At 72.4% G+C, this 18,121-nt stretch carries 17 protein-coding genes and 1 pseudogene; 8 read left to right on the top strand and 10 right to left on the bottom strand.

The window, feature by feature from the left end:
* Window positions 1–42: 42 nt before the first annotated feature.
* The 4 genes from ACIP64_RS15230 to ACIP64_RS15245 are packed head-to-tail and all read right to left on the bottom strand — an operon-like array spanning window position 43 to window position 4,443.
* On the bottom strand, window positions 43–972 hold the full coding sequence (locus ACIP64_RS15230; RefSeq protein ID WP_401586000.1) for a carbohydrate ABC transporter permease: 930 nt from the start codon (window positions 970–972) through the stop codon (window positions 43–45).
* A complete protein-coding gene (locus ACIP64_RS15235; protein ID WP_401586003.1) occupies window positions 969–1,925 on the bottom strand; it encodes a carbohydrate ABC transporter permease in 957 nt (318 codons plus the stop codon). The genes ACIP64_RS15230 and ACIP64_RS15235 overlap by 4 nt, the downstream gene beginning before the upstream one ends.
* Window positions 1,926–1,945: 20 nt before the next feature.
* Window positions 1,946–3,259 (bottom strand): ABC transporter substrate-binding protein, encoded by a 1,314-nt coding sequence (locus ACIP64_RS15240; RefSeq protein WP_401586006.1) that lies wholly within the window; start codon window positions 3,257–3,259, stop codon window positions 1,946–1,948.
* A gap of 2 nt (window positions 3,260–3,261) precedes the next feature.
* Complete coding sequence (locus ACIP64_RS15245; protein ID WP_401586008.1) at window positions 3,262–4,443, bottom strand: ROK family protein; 1,182 nt, start codon at window positions 4,441–4,443, stop codon at window positions 3,262–3,264.
* Window positions 4,444–4,625: 182 nt separating this feature from the next.
* On the opposite strand from ACIP64_RS15245, the gene ACIP64_RS15250 reads away from it, so the two are divergent.
* Window positions 4,626–6,764, top strand: a complete 2,139-nt coding sequence (locus ACIP64_RS15250; protein WP_401586011.1) for an alpha-galactosidase — start codon at window positions 4,626–4,628, stop codon at window positions 6,762–6,764.
* A gap of 66 nt (window positions 6,765–6,830) precedes the next feature.
* Here the strand turns inward: ACIP64_RS15250 and ACIP64_RS15255 are convergent, their stop codons facing one another.
* From ACIP64_RS15255 to ACIP64_RS15265, 3 genes are read right to left on the bottom strand one after another with little or no spacing between them, the layout of a single operon-like run.
* Complete coding sequence (locus ACIP64_RS15255) at window positions 6,831–7,391, bottom strand: cysteine hydrolase family protein (RefSeq protein ID WP_401586014.1); 561 nt, start codon at window positions 7,389–7,391, stop codon at window positions 6,831–6,833.
* Entirely contained in the window at window positions 7,367–9,145 is a 1,779-nt protein-coding gene (locus ACIP64_RS15260; protein ID WP_401586017.1) for an MFS transporter, read from the bottom strand. Before ACIP64_RS15260 ends, ACIP64_RS15255 begins: the two co-directional genes overlap by 25 nt.
* Window positions 9,142–9,591 (bottom strand): MarR family winged helix-turn-helix transcriptional regulator, encoded by a 450-nt coding sequence (locus ACIP64_RS15265; RefSeq protein ID WP_401586020.1) that lies wholly within the window; start codon window positions 9,589–9,591, stop codon window positions 9,142–9,144. The genes ACIP64_RS15260 and ACIP64_RS15265 overlap by 4 nt, the downstream gene beginning before the upstream one ends.
* A gap of 216 nt (window positions 9,592–9,807) precedes the next feature.
* Between ACIP64_RS15265 and ACIP64_RS15270 the strand changes: the two genes are divergently transcribed.
* Window positions 9,808–10,527, top strand: coding sequence for an SDR family oxidoreductase (locus ACIP64_RS15270; RefSeq protein ID WP_401586023.1), 720 nt, complete (start codon window positions 9,808–9,810; stop codon window positions 10,525–10,527).
* 18 nt (window positions 10,528–10,545) lie between these two features.
* Here the strand turns inward: ACIP64_RS15270 and ACIP64_RS15275 are convergent, their stop codons facing one another.
* Window positions 10,546–11,307, bottom strand: a complete 762-nt coding sequence (locus tag ACIP64_RS15275) for an SDR family oxidoreductase (protein ID WP_401586026.1) — start codon at window positions 11,305–11,307, stop codon at window positions 10,546–10,548.
* Window positions 11,308–11,485: 178 nt separating this feature from the next.
* On the opposite strand from ACIP64_RS15275, the gene ACIP64_RS15280 reads away from it, so the two are divergent.
* The 3 genes from ACIP64_RS15280 to ACIP64_RS15290 all read left to right on the top strand — a co-directional run bounded on the left by ACIP64_RS15280 (window position 11,486) and on the right by ACIP64_RS15290 (window position 13,377).
* Entirely contained in the window at window positions 11,486–12,322 is an 837-nt protein-coding gene (locus ACIP64_RS15280; RefSeq protein ID WP_401586029.1) for a class I SAM-dependent DNA methyltransferase, read from the top strand.
* A 32-nt stretch (window positions 12,323–12,354) separates the two neighbouring features.
* The gene (locus ACIP64_RS15285; protein ID WP_401586032.1) at window positions 12,355–13,017 is read left to right on the top strand and encodes a DUF4328 domain-containing protein; all 663 of its coding nucleotides are present in this window, start codon (window positions 12,355–12,357) and stop codon (window positions 13,015–13,017) included.
* 132 nt (window positions 13,018–13,149) lie between these two features.
* Window positions 13,150–13,377 carry a hypothetical protein gene (locus tag ACIP64_RS15290; protein WP_360908317.1) on the top strand — a complete coding sequence of 76 codons (228 nt, stop codon included), beginning with the start codon at window positions 13,150–13,152 and terminating at the stop codon, window positions 13,375–13,377.
* Window positions 13,378–13,455: 78 nt separating this feature from the next.
* Here the strand turns inward: ACIP64_RS15290 and ACIP64_RS15295 are convergent, their stop codons facing one another.
* Window positions 13,456–14,355, bottom strand: a complete 900-nt coding sequence (locus ACIP64_RS15295) for a glycoside hydrolase family 19 protein (protein ID WP_401586034.1) — start codon at window positions 14,353–14,355, stop codon at window positions 13,456–13,458.
* Between the two features lie 288 nt (window positions 14,356–14,643).
* On the opposite strand from ACIP64_RS15295, the pseudogene ACIP64_RS15300 reads away from it, so the two are divergent.
* Both ACIP64_RS15300 and ACIP64_RS15305 read left to right on the top strand, forming a co-directional pair.
* Window positions 14,644–15,003 (top strand): annotated as a pseudogene (locus ACIP64_RS15300) (FAD-binding oxidoreductase); the annotation flags it as partial.
* Between the two features lie 403 nt (window positions 15,004–15,406).
* The gene (locus tag ACIP64_RS15305; protein ID WP_401586037.1) at window positions 15,407–15,910 is read left to right on the top strand and encodes a BBE domain-containing protein; all 504 of its coding nucleotides are present in this window, start codon (window positions 15,407–15,409) and stop codon (window positions 15,908–15,910) included.
* Here the strand turns inward: ACIP64_RS15305 and ACIP64_RS15310 are convergent.
* A complete protein-coding gene (locus tag ACIP64_RS15310) occupies window positions 15,900–17,069 on the bottom strand; it encodes a TDT family transporter (protein WP_401586040.1) in 1,170 nt (389 codons plus the stop codon). The genes ACIP64_RS15305 and ACIP64_RS15310 overlap by 11 nt on opposite strands.
* Before the next feature lie 70 nt (window positions 17,070–17,139).
* On the opposite strand from ACIP64_RS15310, the gene ACIP64_RS15315 reads away from it, so the two are divergent.
* Window positions 17,140–18,066, top strand: coding sequence for a LysR family transcriptional regulator (locus tag ACIP64_RS15315; RefSeq protein WP_401586043.1), 927 nt, complete (start codon window positions 17,140–17,142; stop codon window positions 18,064–18,066).
* Window positions 18,067–18,121 lie beyond the last annotated feature (55 nt).

The following is an 18,121-nucleotide window of genomic DNA, read 5'->3' on the forward strand; positions in this document are numbered from 1 at the left end:
TCCTGGGGTTGGGGGAACGGCGGGGCGGATGCCGCGGTGGCGTCAGCCCTTGCCGGAGCCGATGGTCAGGCCGCTGATGAACTGCCGCTGGAGGGCGAAGTACACCAGCAGGGTGGGGACGGCCGTCATCAGGGCGCCGGCGGCGATGAGGTTGGGGTTGGTGAAGTACTGGCCCTGGAGATTGGCCAGGGCCGAGGTGATGGGCCGCTTGTCGCCGGTCTCGATGAGCGCGAGCGGCCAGAAGAAGTCGTTGTAGATCCAGATCGACTCCAGCGTGGCCAGCGCGGCGAAGGCCGGCCGGCACAGCGGCAGAATGATCTGGAAGAACTGCCGCCACACCGGGGCGCCGTCGACGAGGGCCGCCTCGGAGATCTCGTGCGGGATCGTCTTCATGTAGTTGCTGAGCACGAAGGTGCAGAACCCGCACTGGTACGCGATGTGGATGGCGATGATGCCCCACACGGAGTTGTAGAGCAGCAGCGAGTCGCTCATCCAGGGCGGCAGCGGGATCAGCAGGTAGAGCCGGTAGAGCGGGGTGATCAGCACCTGGGCGGGCAGCAGGTTGCCCGCGGTGAAGAGCATGAGCAGGACGATGTTCCACCGGAAGTCGAAGCGCGAGACGAAGAACGCGACGGCCGCGGAGAACAGCAGGGTCCCCAGCACCGAGGGCACGGTGATGAGCACCGAGTTCCAGAAGAAGTGCGGCATGCCCGACTGGGTCCAGGCGTCGGTGTAGTTGCCCAGGCTGATCCCGTGCGGCCAGGACAGATAGCCGTGCCGGGCCGTGTCCTCGTACGGGCGCAGCGAGGTGTAGACCGCCCACAGCAGCGGCAGCAGCCACAGCAGGGCGATGCCGCCCAGCAGCAGGTGACGGCCCGTCTGACGCGGCGGGCGCGAGACGGCCGCGCGCGGCACCGGCCCGCGCTCGACGCGTTGCCCGGCCGGGGCCTGCGCGGTGGCGGTGCTGGTCACTGGGCCTCCTTGCGGAAGTTCTGTACGAGGAAGGTCCCGATGGCGGCCAGGGAGACGATGAGCAGCACGACGGCCAGCGCGGAGCCGTAACCGATGTGGCTGGACTCGCCGATGATGTTGTCGGTGATCAGGAGGGACAGCAGTTCCATCCCGGGCTTGCTGCCGACGCCGCCGCCGAGCACGTACACCACGTCGAAGGCGCGCAGCGACTCCATGACGGTGACGACCAGGATGATGACGTTGACCGGCCGCAGCGCCGGGAAGACCACCTTGAGGAAGGTCTGCCGGCCGTTGGCGCCGTCGAGGGCGGCGGCCTCCTTCAGCGCCGGGTCGAAGCCCTTCAGGCCGGCCAGGTAGAGGATCATGATGTAGCCGGTGTGCCGCCAGGCCGAGGCGACCAGCACGGACCACAGGTTGAGGTCCGGGTCCCCGAGCCAGTCGATGTGGTGGCCGGGGGCCGCGGCGTTGATGATCCCGTCGAGCAGCCCGGTGTCGGGGTTGTAGATGATCTCCCAGATCAGGCCGACCACGGCCAGGGAGAGCACCATCGGCAGGAAGATCGCGGTCTGGTAGACCCGGGTGAAGCGCAGTTTCCGGTCCAGCTGGTAGGCGAGGAAGATGCCGAACGGGGTCGGCAGCAGCGCCGTGAACAGCAGCCAGGTCACGTTGTGCCGCACCGCGGGCCAGAACGGCGGGTAGTTGGTGAAGATCTGCCGGTAGTTCTCCAGCCCGGTCCAGTGGATGTCGGACAGCGCGATGCCGTCCCAGCTGGTGAACGACAGGCCCATGGAGGCCAGCGCGGGCAGCCAGACGAAGAACAGCAGCGCGACCAGCGGGATGCCCACGGCGACGGTCAGGAAGAGGCGGTCGCCGGGGCCCAGCCGGCGGGCACGGGACCTTGCGCGCGCGGGGGGACGCGAGGAGGGCTGCGCAGAGGGGGGAGCGGACGGCACGGTGTTCCTTCCGGTCCGGGTCAGGCGGTGAAGAAGCGGGACCGCTGCGACTCGATCTGCTTCAGCAGGGACGAGGCGTCGTCGGGGTGGCCCAGCCACTGCGTGAGCCCGGGCAGCACGACCGTGGAGACGAAGCCGGGGTCGCTGTCGCGGTCCGCGAACTGCGTGATGTGCTTGGCGGAGGCGATGAGTTCGGCGGACTTCTTCTGCAGCGGGTTGTACGAGCCGGTGTCCGCCTTCGCGTGCACGGCGACGTTGCTCGGGTCCACGCCCATGTAGAGGTTCTCGGCGCCGGCGCTGCCCAGGAACTCCAGCAGCTTCTTCGCGCCGGCCTCGTTCTTCGGCTTGCGGCTGAGCATGAAGCCGTCGGTGGGCGCCTCGACGGCGTCCTGGCCCTGCGCCGGGTCGATCTCGGGGAAGGGGAAGAAGTCGATGTCGTCGCGGAGCTTCTCGTCGGAGATCTGCTGCCCGACGAAGAGCCCGATGATCGCCATGCCGGACTTCTTGTCCAGCAGCGACTGGGCGGCGTCCTGCCAGGAGCGGCCCGCCGCACCCTGCTGGTAGTACGGGGCGATCTCGCGCCACAGGTCGAAGACGGCGACGGTGCGGCGGTCGGTCCAGGCGACCTCGCCGCGCATCAGCTGCATGTGGAAGTCGTAGCCGTTGGCCCGCAGGTCGAGGTAGTCGAAGGCGCCCAGGATGCTCCAGGCGTCGCCGCCGCCGTAGCCGGAGGCGATGGGCGACAGGCCGTCCTTCTTCATCCGCTTGGCCAGCGCGGTGAACTCCGACCAGGTGCGGGGGGCGGTGTAACCGCGCTCCTGGAACAGGCTCTTGCGGTAGAAGACGGCCCACGGGTAGTTGTACAGCGGTACGAAGTAGTACTTGCCGTCCTCGCCGCGCGACAGCTGCTTGGTCGCGTCGCTGAAGCCGTCGCCTATCTTCTCCCACACGTCGTCCAGCGGCGTGCACAGGCCCTTCTTGGCGAAGTACTGCATCCGGTACCCGGCGAACCAGGTGAAGACGTCGTCCGGCGTGCCCTGGAGGTAGGTGGAGATGCTCTTCTGGAAGCTGTCGTGGTCCACGGTGTTGGTCTTCACCGTCAGACCGCTGTCCTTGGTGAAGGCCTTGGTCACCGCCGCGTAGGCGGACTTGGGCGTGGCGTCGGCGCCGTTGGACCCGAAGGTCACCGTCTTGGGGTCGGCGCCCGCTCCCCCGCCGCAGGCGGTGAGCAGCGGCGCGGCCAGGGCGGCCGCCCCGAGGCCGAGCATCCCGCCGACCACGCGGCGGCGGCCGGGCTGGGAAGCGGTGGGGGAAGTGCGGCTCTGCAGCGTCATCGCTACTCCTTTGGCGTGTCTGATCTGATGAAGGACTGGATCGCGGTGGCCGCGGCCCCGCGCGCCCACTCGTCGAAGGGCAGCGGTCGGGTCTGCAGGTCGCACTGCGCGGCCGTACCGAAGGCGGAGGCGGTGAAGGCGTCGCGGATCTGGTCGGCGAACAGGTCGTAGGCCGCCAGGCCCTCGCCGGAGATGATCACGCGTTCCGGGCCCAGCAGGTTGGCCACGGCGCCGATGGCCCGGCCGATCGCCTCACCCGCCCGCGCGTACACCGCGCGGGCCCCGGGGTCGCCCCGGTGGGCGAGTTCGAGGGCTTCGGCGGCGTCGGCCACCTCGACCCCGGTCGCCGCGCGCACGTCCCGGACGATCGCGGGATCGGCGGCGATGGCCTCCACGCAGCCGCGGTTGCCGCAGTGGCACAGCGGTCCCGCGGGGTCGATGGCCAGGTGGCCGATCTCGCCGGCCACACCGTAGGCGCCGGAGACCACGGTGCCGTTGACGACCAGGCCGCAGCCGATGCCGGCGCCCACGGTGACGACGGCGAAACCGGTGAGCCCGACGCCCGCCCCGAACCACTGCTCGGCGACGGTGAGGGCCCGTACGTCGTTCTCGACGGTGACCGGCAGGCCGGTCACCGTCGCCACGATCTCGGCCAGGGGGATATCCCGCCACTCCAGGAACGGCGACCAGCGCACGACCCCGGCCACCCGGTCGACGTCGCCCGAGACGGCCACGCCCAAGCCGCGGACCTGAACGCCGAAACCGTCCGCCTCGGTGCGCAGTTCCTGCACCAGGCCTGCGAGTTCGGCCAGCACAGAGCCGGGATCACGGCTGGTGAGCGGCACGTGCCGGGCGACCCGGATGCGGCAGCACAGGTCGGTGAGGACGCCGATGATCTCGTCACCGGTCACCTTGAGGCCGATGAACAGCGCCCGTCCGGCGTCCACACGGACCTGGTTGGCGGGCCGCCCGAGTGCGGTACGGGCTGCCCCGTCCGCCTCGTCCACCAGGTAGCCGGCCTCGATGAGGGGCCGGACCGCCTTGGTGACCGCGGCGGCGGACAGCCCGGCGCGCCGGGCGATGTCGGCCCGGGTCAGGGGCCCGTGCGACAGCACGATGGTGAAGATCTGCGAGGCGGCCGGGGTTTGCGCCGGTATCGCCTCGCCGGGTGGGGTCGAGCGCATGGCCGGGAACCTAGGTCTGTTCTTTTCTGCTGTCAATGAAAGAAACGAGGTTGGTCGGAAGCTGCGGTTTTGAACCTGCCCCGGCTTGCAAAGGACAGCACCTGGTGGGTGTTGACATCTGATCAAAGGTCACGATTGGCTTTCGCCATTCGCCTCGTGGCGTCGACCGAACGTGAGGACCCATGGCCCTGATCTCCTTCGCCCCGCACACCGGGGTCTGGCTGCTCTCCACCGCGCGCACGTCGTACGCGCTGCGGACCGACGAGACCGGGGCACCGTGTCACGTCGCCTGGGGACCGCGGCTGACTCTCGCGGAGGCGGCGGAACTGGCCGTTCCCCTCGCTCCGCCGGCCAGCAGCTTCGAAGGGCGCCCCGCGGTGGGCGAGGAGCTTCCCGTCGACGGCGGCGCACGCTACGGGGTGCCGTCCCTCCAGGTCCGCCTCGCCGACGGCTCGCGCGCCTTCGAGTGGGAGCCGGCCGGCCACCGGCTCGACGAATCGACGCCCGGCACGGCCGAGTTGGCGCTCGCCTACCGCGACCGCGGGTACCCGCTGGAGGTGACGCTCCACTACCGGGTCCACGAGGACACCGATGTCGTCGAGCGCTGGACCGTCCTGCGCAACGCCGGCGACCAGGAACTCGCCCTGCCGCGCGCCGACTCCGCCGCCTGGACGCTGCCCGCGCTGCCCGGCCACCGGCTCAGCCACGTCACCGGCCAGTGGTCCGCGGAGAACGGGCTGCACCGCGAGCCGCTCCCGGCCGGCGAGACCGTCCTCACCAGCCGGCGCGGCGTCACCAGCCACCACGCGAACCCGTGGGTCATGCTCGACGCGGGCGACGCGACGGAGGATCAGGGCCGGGTGTGGAGCGCCGCCCTGGCGTGGAGCGGCAGTTGGCGCATCACCGCGCAGCGCACCCCCGACGGCCGGGCGGGCTTCACCGGCGGCGCGGGCCACGACGGCGCGAGCCTGCGGCTGGCACCCGGCGAGGAGTTCACCACCCCCGTCATGGCCGGGCTCTTCAGCGAGGGCGGTTTCGGCGCGGCGAGCCGCGCCTGGCACGCGTACACCCTCGCGCACGTCCTGCCCCGGCCGCGCGAGACGGCGCCCGTGCTCTACAACTCCTGGGAGGCGACGGGCTTCGACGTCGAACCGGCCGCGCAGGCCGCGCTCGCCGCGCGCGCCGCGGCGCTCGGCGTCGAGCTGTACGTGGTCGACGACGGCTGGTTCGGCGGACGCCGCCACGACCGCGCGGGACTGGGCGACTGGACGCCCTCACCGGACCGCTTCCCGGACGGGCTCGGCCCGCTGGTCAGCGAAGTGCACCGGCTCGGCATGAAGTTCGGGCTCTGGGTGGAACCGGAGATGGTCAATGCCGACAGCGACCTGTACCGCGAGCACCCGGACTGGGTGCTGCACGTCCCCGGCCGTACGCGGACCGAGCTGCGCAATCAGCTGGTGCTCAACTTCGCCCGCCGCGACGTCGCCGACTGGGCGTACGCCTGGCTGACCCGCCTGGTCGCCGAGCACGGCATCGACTTCCTCAAGTGGGACATGAACCGCGCCTTCAGCGAGGCGGGCTGGCCGGAACGCGACGGCGGCGCCGACCGCCTGTGGACCGGTTACGTGCACCACCTCTACGGAGTCCTCGACCGGCTCCGGGCCGACCACCCGAATCTGCGCATCGAGGCGTGCAGCGGCGGCGGCGGCCGCGTCGACCTCGGCATCCTGGCCCGCACCGACCAGGCGTGGACCTCGGACAACACCGACGCCGCCGACCGCACCCGCATCCAGCACGGCCACACCCAGGTCTACCCCGCCCGCACCATGGCCGCCTGGGTCACCGACGTCCCGAACCAGCTCACCGGCCGTACGGTCCCGCTGCGCTTCCGCTTCCACGTGGCGATGGCCGGCCTGCTGGGCATCGGCGGCGACCTGAGCCGCTGGCCGGAGGACGACCTCGCCGAGGCGGCGGAGCTGGTCGCGGAGTACAAGACGGTCCGTCACATCGTCCAGCACGGGATCCTGCACCGCCCGGCCGGACCGGACGGCAACGGACCGACCGTCGTCCAGTACGCCTCCCCGGACGGCGAGGAGGCGCTGCTGCTGGCCTGGCGCCCGCCGCTCCCCCACGGCACGCCCCAGCGCCCCGTGCGACTCGCCGGCCTCACCCCCGGCGCCCGCTACCGCGACGCCCGCACCGGCGCCGTCCACCACGCCGCGGTCCTGACGGGGTACGGGCTTTCGCTGGGCCTTCCCGCGCGGGACTGGTCGAGCACCGCGGTGCACCTGGTACGCGTACCGGAGGGCGGGACCGCCTGACCGGCCCCGCCCTCCGGTACGCCCGTGAGCCCGCCCCGGACCCGGTCCCCGGGGCGCGGCACACGGTCAGTTCTTGACCGCGAGCACCCATTCGTCGACGGAGACGACGGCCGCCTGCCGCGGGAAGACCTTCTCCGTCAGCACGCGGTGCACCTCCGGGTCCGCGTCGAGGCAGCCGTCGGACAGCACGGTGAGGCCGAAGTCCAGGTCGGCGGCCTGGCGGAGGGTGGACAGCACGACCCCGCTGGTGGCGATGCCGCTCAGGACGAGGCTGTCGATACCGCGGGCGCGCAGGACCATGTCGAGGTCGCTCCCGGCGAAGGCGCTGACGCGCTTCTTGGTGACGACCAGGTCGCCGGGCTCGGGGGCGACGGCGGGGTGGATCTGCGCCGCGGGGTCGCTCTCGGCGAACGCGCCGGTCCCGGCGAGCGCGCTGAAGGTCTTGTTGCGGGGGCTGACCTCGGGGTGCCCGTCGCGGAAGCCGATGACGACGTACAGGACCGGGATACCGGAGGCGTGGGCCGCGTCGACGGCGCCGCGCAGGCGCGGCAGGTAGTCGCTGTCCGTGGCGAAGCGGTCGACGATGCCCCGCTGGACGTCCATCACGAGGAGTGCGCTGTGCGCCATGCTTCTGTTTCCTGTCCTTCGTCGGTGCCGGCCGGTGTGCCCGGTGCGGCCTTGTGGTGCTTGCCGCGGAGCGCCGAGGCGGCGGCGGCGATCAGGGACATCGCCGTGGCGGCGGTGAAGACCGTGACGAGCCCGTGGTGGAAGGGCCCGGAGACCAGTTCGGGGAAGAACCCGGTGCCGGTCAGGGCGTCGACGTTGGGCCGGGGCAGGGAGTGCAGCACGCCGCTGGGCCCGAGCAGGTGGCTGATGGGGTTGTTGCCGAGGAAGGTGGCGAACAGCGTGCTGACCGGGGGCAGTCCGGCCACCTGGCTCGCGGTGCCCGCGGGCACGCCCTGGCTCCGCAGACCGCTCTCCAGCGCACCGGGCAGCGAGCCGGCCAGGCCGGAGATCATGAGGGAGAAGGACAGCCCGATGGACAGGGCGGTGCCCGAGTTCTGGAACGTCGAGCGCATGCCGGAGGCGACTCCGCGCTGGTCCGGCGCCACACTGCCCATGATCGCGGAGGTGTTGGGCGCCGAGAACATGCCCTGCCCGATGCCGCTGAGCAGCAGCAGGCCCGCGAAGGCCGGATAGGGGAAGTTCACGGGCAGCATGAGCAGCCCGACGAATCCGGCGGCGACCAGCAGCAGTCCGGTCGTGGAGAACAGCCGCGCGCCGAAGCGGTCCGACAGGTAGCCGGAGGCGGGGCCGGCGATGAGGAACCCGACGGTGAGCGGCAGCATGAAGATGCCCGCCCACAGCGGGGTGTCCTCGAAGGCGTAGCCGTGCAGCGGCAGCCAGATGCCCTGCAACCAGATGATCAGCATGAACTGCAGCCCGCCGCGGGCCACGGAGATGAGCAGCGCCGCCAGGTTGCCGGCCGCGAAGGCCCGGATACGGAAGAGGCCGAGACGGAACATGGGTTCGGCGATGCGGGTCTCGACCACGCAGAACACCAGCAGCAGCGCGACCCCGGCCGCCAGGCCGCCGAACACCCAGGGGTTGGTCCAGCCGGTGGGGTGACCCCCGTAGGGCTGGATGCCGTAGGTGATCGCGGCGAGCAGCCCGCCCGCCCCGGCGGTGAAGGTGATGTTGCCGATCCAGTCGATGCGGCCGGGTCTGCGGACGCCGGTCTCGCGGAGGCTGCGGTACGACCAGACGGTGCCCACGATGCCGATGGGGACGCTGATCCAGAACACCGCGCGCCAGTGGATCGTGGCCAGCAGCCCGCCCGCGAGCAGTCCGAGGAACTGCCCTGCCAGGGCGGTGATCTGGTTGATGCCGAGCGCCATCCCGCGCTGTCTGGAGGGGAAGGCGTCGGTGAGGATGGCCGCGGAGTTGGCCGTGAGCATCGCACCGCCGACGGCCTGCACGACGCGGAAGCCGATCAGCCACAGCGCACCCGAGCCGCCCTTGAACGGGTCGAGCGACAGCGCGAGCGAGGCGCAGGCGAAGATCGCGAAGCCCATGTTGTACATGCGGACGCGGCCGAACATGTCGCCGAGCCGGCCGAGCGCGACCACCAGGACCGCGGACACCAGCAGGTAGCCCAGGATCATCCAGAGCAGGTAGCCGATGTTGCCGGGCGCCAGCGGGTCCAGGCCGATGCCGCGGAAGATCGCCGGGAGCGAGATGATCACGATCGAGCCGTCGATGGTCGCGATCAGGACGCCCAGCGTGGTGTTGGAGAGCGCGACCCACTTGTAGCGGCCGTCGTCCTCCGACCGTCCGGTGCCTTCGGGGCGGGCCGTCGTGCCCGCCGCCGCGCCCTTCACAGCCGCTCCGAGAGCCGGTCCAGCAGCGGCAGCACGGCCAGCAGCCGGTGCCGTTCGTCGTCGGTGAACTCGGCCCGGATGACCGCGCCCAGTCGCTGCACGGACTCCGAGCGCCGGTCGGCGAGCACCTTGCGGCCGGCGTCCGTCACCGTCACCACCGCGCGGCGGCCGTCGGCGGCGTCCGGGCGGCGGCTGACCAGTCCCCGTTCCTCCAGGCCCGCGAGGGTCGTGGCCATGGCCTGCGGGCGTACGCGCTCCAGTTCAGCGAGCGACCCGGGGGAATCCGGTCCCTCGCGGTCCAGCCGGGCCAGCACGGACACCTCGGAGAGCGTCACGTCCCCCACGGCGTGTGCCTGTCGCAGTCGGCGGGCGATCCGGCCCACGGCCAGCCGGAGTGCCGCTCCGACCTCCGTGGGGTCGTCCGCCACCGGCGGAATGTCATCCATGATTAATTACAATAGCTTAATCAATTGTCCGTAACTACCCCGCGCCGACGGGCCGGGGCGGCCGCGGACACCGGGCGGCCGGCACCGCGGTCCTGAGGTCCGGGTGGTCGCCGGGACAGGTGCGCCCTACGTTGGAAGTGGGAGCGGCGCCCCACGCTCAGGCGCTGCCACGACGCCGCTCCACGGCCTCGCAGTCCATCGCAGGTGAGGTGCCCCATGAAGATCCAAGGGTCGGTCGCTCTGGTCACCGGCGCCAACCGCGGACTCGGAGAGCAGTTCGTACGGGCGCTCCTGGAGGCGGGAGCGGCCAAGGTCTACGCCGGGGCGCGCGATCCCGGGAAGGTCACCGTGCCCGGGACGGTTCCGGTCGCCCTGGACATCACCGACCAGGAGTCCGTGCAGGCGGCGGCCGAGCAGGCCCAGGACGTGACGCTCCTCGTCAACAACGCGGGATCGACGACCCGGGCGCATGTGCTCACCTCCGACCTGGACTCGTTCCGCAAGGAGTTCGAGACGCACGTCCTCGGCACCCTCGCGATGTGCCGGGCCTTCGCGCCGGTCCTCGGCCGCAACGGCGGTGGCGCGATCGTCAACGTCCTGTCCGTGCTGTCCTGGGTGTCGGTCCCGGCCAGCGCCGGATACGCCGCCGCCAAGTCCGCCGAGTGGTCCGTGACCAACGCCCTGCGGGTAGCGCTGGCCGAACAGGGCACGCAGGTCACCGCCGTGCACGTCAGCTACCTCGCGACGGAGATGGCCGCCCGGATCCCCGGGCCCAAGGCCGATCCCGCCGTGGTGGCCCGAACGGCCGTCGACGGGGTCGACGCGGGACTGGACGAGGTGCTCGCCGACGACATCAGCCGGCAGGTCGAGGCGGCGCTGGCCGCCGGACCCGAGGCGCTGTACCCCCAACTGTCCGGCGGGCCCCCGCTGGTCTGACCGCGCGGCTCGGCCGGTTCAGTGGGGAAGGAGCTGCTGGCCGCCGTCGATGTCGTAAGTCGCGCCCGTGAGCGCGTCATTGGCCATGATGTGCAGCGCCAGGGAGGCGACGTCGCCCGGGCCGACGACCCGCCGGATGGGCAGCCTGGAACGCAACTCCTCCCGCCGCGCGTCGAGTTGATCGCCCAGCAGTGAGGCCGACAGCGGTGTGTCCACGAATCCCGCCGCGATGGCGTTGACACGGACCGGCGCGATCTCCAGCGCGAGATTGGCGACGAGGGCGGGCAGCGCCGCCGTCATGGCACCGACGACGGACATGCCGATGCCGGGGCGCCGGGCGCCGGTGCCGCCCATGAACAGCAGCGTTCCCCCGGCCCTGACCTTCCGGCGGCCGTGCAGGGCGACCGCGAGCGTCATCCCCAGGCGGTCGCTGAACTGCCGGCGGGCCGCGGTGAGGTCCATGCCGTCGAGCGGCATGTAGGCGGGACTGCCGGCGGTGACCATCACGTGGTCGACCGGCTCCCGCAACGCCTCGAAGAACTCCTCGACGCGGTCGGTGTCGTTGGCGTCGAACGCCGCCGTCGCCTGCGGCCGGAGCTCGACCGCGGCCCGCTCCAGCCGTTCCGGGTCGCGCGCGACGAGGATCAGCCCGCCGCCCGCCGCCCGTACCTGGCGCGCTGTCTCCAGTCCGATGCCCGCGCTCGCGCCGATCACCACGACCGTACGGCCGGCAAGGCCCGAGGGACCGTGCGGACCGGACACGCCGGGCGCCGCGGTCATCGCGCGACCTCACGGCCGTGGTCGCCGCCGCCTTCGCGGACGCGGTGCGGCTCGCTGCTCATCCGTGCCTCCCCGGGGTCGGCTTCCGCTCCATCGTCGCGCCTCGGCCGGCCGATCGCCCGTCGGCCGCCCGCGGCGCAAGGGGCGGTGTCGGTCCCCCCGACTATCGTCACCGCCCGTGACCGAGAGTTCCCACCTGGACGCCGTGCGCACCTCGTACGACACCGTCGCCGCCGACTACGCCCGGTTCTTCGGCGCCGCGCTCGCCGAACCCCCGCTCGACCACGCGATGCCGGCCGCGTTCGCCGACCTCGTCCGCGCCGGCGGCTCCGGCCCCGTCGCCGACCTCGGCTGCGGACCGGGCCGGGTCACGGCGCACCTCGCCTCGCTCGGGCTCGACGCGTTCGGCGTCGACCTGTCGCCGGGCATGGTGGAGGTGGCCCGCCGCACCTACCCCGGTCTGCGGTTCGAGGTGGGCGCGATGCCGGCGCTCGACCTGCCCGACGGCGGGCTCGGCGGCGTCCTGTCCTGGTACTCCACGGTGCACACCCCGCTGCGGGAGCTGCCGGCCGTCGTCGCCGAGTACCACCGTGTCCTGGCGCCCGGCGGCCACCTGCTCCTCGCCTTCAAGGCCGGCGACGGGCACGTCCGGCTGGAGCACGCCTACGGCCACCCCGTCACGCTGGACGTCCACCGCCACCCGCCGGACCGCGTCGCCGCGCTGCTGGCCGAAGCGGGATTCACCGAGACCGCGTGCCTGGTGCGGGCGGCACGCGGCGACGAGCGGACGCCGCAGGCGTTCCTGCTGGTCCGCAGGGCCGACGGCTTATCACACACGGTCGCATCGGTGGCACACGAATCCACGTGGACGCCCGGCGGTCCGCTGTCATATGTTCCTGCCTGCCCGCCCGCGGCGGGCGCACCACTCGCACACGATCCCTTGGGGGGGATTTCGTCATGTCCATCAGCCCTGCCGGTCCGCCGGGCGGTGTCCCGCACTACCCGTCCGGCCTGACACCGACGCCGCCACCGCAGACTGTTCCCGGCGTGCTCCGGTCGCCGCTCGGCCTGGCGAACGCGGTCACCGCGCTGCTGGCGCTGGTGCTGGCGTGCGACGTGTTCTCGATCGCCGCCGACATCAACCTCTGGTCGGTCGCCGGCTCGGTCGTGGCGGACGGCCCCATGTCGGTCAGCGTCGACGACGCCGACCGTGCGGAGCTGCTGCTGTCCGTCACCGCGCTCTTGCAGGGACTCGGCTTCCTGGCCACGGCGGTCGTCTTCATCATCTGGTTCCACCGGGTGCGCGGGAACGGAGAGATCTTCTCGCCCAACGGCTTCGACAAGGGCCGCGGGTGGGCCATCGGCGGCTGGTTCGTTCCCTTCCTCAACCTCCGCCTCCCCTACCGCATCGCCCGTGAGACCTGGACCGCGAGCACGCAGGCCGCCCCGGACGGCTCGTGGCGTCCCATCCGCACGGGGATCGTCACCGTCTGGTGGGTCGCGCTGGTCGCCGACCGGATCGCGACGCAGCTGACGTCGCAGATGTACTCCAAGGCCGAGTCGTCCGACGCTCTGCGGGACTCCGCGGTCGGCATGTCCCTCTCCGACGGGCTCGACATCGTCGCCGCTGTGCTGGCGATCCTCTTCGTCCGGCGGCTGACCGCCATGCAGCACCTGAAGGCCACCCAGGGCCCGGTGGCCGCTTTCTGAGCTTTCCGGACCCACGCGTCCGGGCGCCGGCCGCGTGCCGGCGCCCGGACGCTTTTCCATCCCGGGTTGCGAGCGGCGCGGGCCCGCGGGGAGGCTGGCAGGGGGAAGGTGCCACGAAGGCGGTGGTGGGACGTGGAGCGCCAGGTGTCGGTGGAGATGACCGGTGAGGGCTATCGCGTCGCGTGCCGGGACACGGGCGTGGTCGGGCTCGGCATGACCGAGTCGGAGGCGTGGACGGACTTCTGGCAGGCGCTGCACGCGGTGTGGAAGGCGCCGGAGGACGCGCGGGCCGCCGCCGAGCGGCGGGACGCGGACCGTGCGCGGCCCCGGATGGACCGGGTGCGCGGCCTGCTGAGCTGAACGCGTCCGCGGCTGACGGGACCGGGCCCCGCCGGTGGGCGCAGGGGCCGCCGTCCCTGCGCCCACGTACGCCGGCGCTCAGCAGGAGAGGTTGTTCCCCGCGGGGACGCCGAGGATCTGGGTGAAGCGCTGGTAGTTGGCCACCCGGCTCTGGACCTGTGCGGGGTTGCGTCCGTCGCACTCCAGGGAGCCGTTGATGGAGCGGATCGTCTGGCCGAAGCCGGCCTGGTTGACCATCGCGTTGTGGCCGGTCATGGTGCCGGGGCCGCTCTGGGTGTTCCAGTACCAGAGGCCGGTCTTCCAGGCGACGGCCGCGTCCTGTTCGACCAGCCAGGGGTTGTGCAGCAGGTCGATGCCGAGTGCGTCGCCGGCGGCCTTGTAGTTGAAGTTCCAGCTGAGCTGGATCGGGCCGCGGCCGTAGTACGCGGACTGCCCGGCGGGGCAGCCGTAGGGCTGGCTGCTGTCGCAGTAGTGGGGGTAGTTGGCGGTGTTCTGCTCGACGATGTAGACGAGGCCGCCGGTCTCGTGGGCGATGTTGGCGAGGAAGGCCGCGGCCTCCTGCTTCTTGACGGTGTCGCTGCCGGTGTTGGCGAAGCCGGGGTAGGCGGACAGGGCCGCGACCAGGCCGCTGTAGGTGTAGAAGCCGTTCCGGCCCGGGAACATCTGGTTGAACTGGGCCTCGCTGACCACGAATCCGGACGGGTTGCCCGGGTTGCCGGGGTCGGTGCCACCGCCGCCGCAGGTGCCCTGGTCGGCCCAGACGCCCCACTCACCGGTGGTGCCGGGCGTCTCGTTCTGGGTCCACCACTTGGCCTGCCAGTTGTGGCCGCCGTAGGCGGCCGTCATCCCGTTCGTGTAGACCGAGGATGCGCTCCACGGGGCCGCGCAGGTGGCGGCGGAGGCGGTTCCGGAGGGGATGGCCACTGCCATGCCGGCGGCGGCCGCGAGGGTGGTGAGGAGTGCCAGAGTGCGTCGCATGACCGTAACTGCTCCTTGCGTGGGGGGAGTTGCATCTCGCACTGAGCAATGAACCGGATTGGCCTATACCTGTCAAGGTCTAGACCAACGCACGTTCCGCTTGAGGTCGCGCCCCAGCGGCGTAGCGTGAGTGGAGTGCGGGGGGACAGCGGCAGGGGGACCTCGGCGCTACGAGGAGCGTGGGCGATGGGCAACCCCTCGGCCGGCCGGCTGCGCGAGCGTGTCCGCGGCCAGGTGATCACCCCCGGCAGCGAGGACTACGACCGGGCGCGCACCGTCCGCAACGCCATGATCGACAAGCGCCCCGCGGCCGTGGTGCGCTGCGCCGGCGCGGACGACGTCAGGGCCGTCGTGGACTTCGCCCGGGACAACGGGCTCGAACTCGCCGTGCGCGGCGGCGGGCACAGTGTGCCCGGCTTCGGCACGTGCGACGGCGGTGTCGTCGCCGACCTGTCGCCGATGCGCGCGGTGCGGGTGGACCCGCAGACGCGTACCGCGCGCGCCGAGGGCGGGGCCACCTGGGACGACTTCAACACGGCGACCCATGCCCACGGACTGGCGACGACCGGTGGCATCGTCTCCACCACCGGCGTCGGTGGGCTGACCCTCGGCGGGGGCATCGGATACCTGAGCCGGGCGCTGGGCCTCAGCTGCGACAACCTCGTCTCGGCGGACGTCGTGACCGCGGACGGGAACCTGGTCGTGGCGAGCGGCAAGGAGCACGAGGACCTGTTCTGGGCGCTGCGCGGCGGGGGCGGCAACTTCGGGGCCGTGACCGCGTTCGTGTTCCGGCTGGCACCGCTGACCGACGTGTACGGCGGACTGATGCTCTACGAGATGGATCACGCCGCCACGGTGCTGCGCGCCTACCGCGACGCCATCGCCGCCGCACCGGAACGGCTCTGCGTCTTCCCCGCGTTCCACATCGCGCCGCCGCTGCCGTTCATCCCCGAGGACCGGCACGGCGACCGTTTCGTCGCCCTGGTGGCGTGCTGGGCCGGGCCGCCGGGGGGGCGAACGGGTCCTGCGCCCGTTCCGCGACGCGGCACCCGTGGCCGCCGAGCACGTCGGCCCGATGCCCTACCCGGTGATGAACAGCCTCTTCGACGCGATCCTGCCGCCCGGCCTCCAGCACTACTGGAAGGCCGCGTTCGCCGCCGAGCTGACCGACGAGGCCGTGGCGGCCCATGTCGCGCACGCCCCCGGACTGCCCGCGGTCAACACGGCCGTCCACATCTACCCGATCGACGGCGCCTGCCACCGGGTCGCCCCGGACGCGACCGCCTTCGCCTACCGCGACGCCTCCTTCGCGGCCGTCATCGCCGGGATGTGGCCCGACGCCGCGGCCAACGACGCCAACATCGCCTGGGTGCGCGGCTACTACGAGGCGATCGCACCGCACTCCCAGGAGGGCGGCTACGTCAACTTCATGGCGGGCGACGACCAGGGCCGCGTCCGGGCCAACTACCGCGGCAACCACGACCGCTTGGTGGAGGTGAAGAGGGCCTGGGACCCGGGCAACCTCTTCCACCTCAACCAGAACATCAGGCCTTGACGGGAGAGCCCTGAGGCGCGGGCACCGGAAGGAAGATGCCGCCGCGCGCGGCGGCCCGCGCCGTACGCACCGCCACCGTGGTCCATGCCACGACGAGCAGGGTGCCGAGCACGACGGCCGCGCCCTGGAAGGCCGTTGCGTGCAGGCGCAGCGCGAGCGCGCTCGTGCCGGTGACGCAGGTGCCGACGGGGAAGGTGAAGCTCCACCAGGTCAGCGAGAAGGGCAGGCCGCTGCGCGCGGTGCGCACCGTGAGGGCGGCCGCCAGGACGAGCCACATCATCGCGAAGCCCCAGACGGGCACCCCGTACAGCAGGCCGAACACCTCGGCGCCGGAGGCGTACGGACGCGGCAGAACCGAGGGTGCCACCCCGCCGAGCAGATTGGCGGCGGTCACCGACTGGCCGAGCGGTCCGAGCACGATCCAGAGCGTCGGCACCATGGCGGCGGGGCCCGTCTTGTGGTGCATGAGCCGGCTCCACACCTGGGTGATGATCACCAGGCTCGCGATCAGGCTCATGCCGAACATCGCGTAGCACGCCAGCAGCAGCGTGAGCCGTCCCTGCCCCGGAGCGAGGTGCGGGATCAGGGCGGCACCGGTGGCGGCCGACACCATCGGGGGCACGACGGGCATCAGCCAGCCGCCGAAGGCCGCGTCCTCGGTCACGCGGTGGTCGGTCATGGCGCGGTACGGGATCCACACCCAGGTCACCAGGCCCAGCAGGGTGCCCGCCGACCAGAGCACCACGTCGACGACGAGCGCCGGGCGCTCGCCGATCCACGCGGAGCCCAGCGTCAGGGTGCCGACCCCGACCGTCATCAGCGCCATCGCGGGGGCGCCCCAGAAGTGCGCCATGACCGGGTGGCCGGCGTGCGCGCGGCCCCGCTCGGGGTGGCGCGTCCAGTGCACGGACCAGGCGGCGGTGAGCACGAGGAGCCAGGCGGCGGCCAGGGCCCAGACGACGGTGGCGAACGTCCGCAGTCCCGGCACGTGCACGGGGAGGCCGGCCGCGGCGACGGCGACGATGCCGGTGCCCATGACGGAGGCGTACCAGTTGGGACCGAGGTCGCGGAAGAGCTGGGAGGGGTGGTCCAGCTCCCGCAGCAGGCCGGTGCGCGGGTGGGCGCCGGCCCTTGGCGGGGCGGTGAGCGAGGTGTGCATGGCCTCAGCCTCCCGTCGCCCCGCGGACGCCGGTAGGGATCATTCGGCGATGGGGTCATAGACTCGGCCTATGCCCCTGCCCGAGCGAGTGAGCGACCTGGCGGCGTACGACCTGCTGCTGTCCGTCGCCCGCCTGGGCAGCGTGGGCGCGGCCGCCCGCGCGCACGGCATCAGCCAGCCCTCCGCCAGTTCCCGGCTCCGCCATCTGGAACGCCGGCTCGGGCTCCCGCTGCTGGAGCGGTCGCCGCGCGGTTCGCGGCTCACCGAGCAGGGCGCGCTGGTCGCCGACTGGGCGCGCACCGCGGTCGACGCCGCGGCCTCGCTGGACGCGGGCGTGACCTCGCTGCTGGGCACCACCGGGAGCCGGCTCCAGGTGGCGGCCAGCATGACGGTGGCCGAGTACCTGCTCCCCCAGTGGCTGGCGGTGCTGCGGGTCCGTGCGCCGCACACCTCGGTCGCCTTGACCGCGGGCAACTCCGACGAGGTCGCCGCCGCCGTACGGGAGGGCCGGGCCCATCTCGGATTCGTCGAGGCCCCCGACGTCCCGCGCGGGCTGACCGCCCGCACCGTGGGACACGACGAGCTCACGGTGATCGTGGCCCCCGCCCACCCCTGGGCGCGGCGCCGCTCGGGGATCACCGCGGGCGAGCTGGCCGCCGCACCGCTGGTCGCCCGGGAGCGCGGCTCCGGCACCCGGCGCTATCTGGAGCGGGCCCTCGACGGGGTGGGCGCGGTCCCCCTCGCCGCGCCGCTGCTCGAACTCCCCTCGACGACCGCCATCAAGACCGCCGTCGCCGACGGGGTCGCCCCCGCGGTCCTCAGCTCGCTCGCGCTCACGGCCGAGCTGGCCAACGGCACCGTGGTCGCCGTCCCGGTACGTGACCTCGATCTCACCCGCGCCCTGCGGCTGGTCCATCCCCGGACCAGCCCGCCCACCGGCGCGGCCGGCGAACTGGCGGCGATCGCCCGGCACGGCGGTCCGTCGGCCGCCGCCTGAGCCACCGCCACGACCTATCATTGAAGGGCGGCAACGATCCGCTCCGACGGATGGT

Source organism: Streptomyces sp. NPDC088733 (assembly GCF_044751185.1).
Taxonomy (GTDB): domain Bacteria; phylum Actinomycetota; class Actinomycetes; order Streptomycetales; family Streptomycetaceae; genus Actinacidiphila.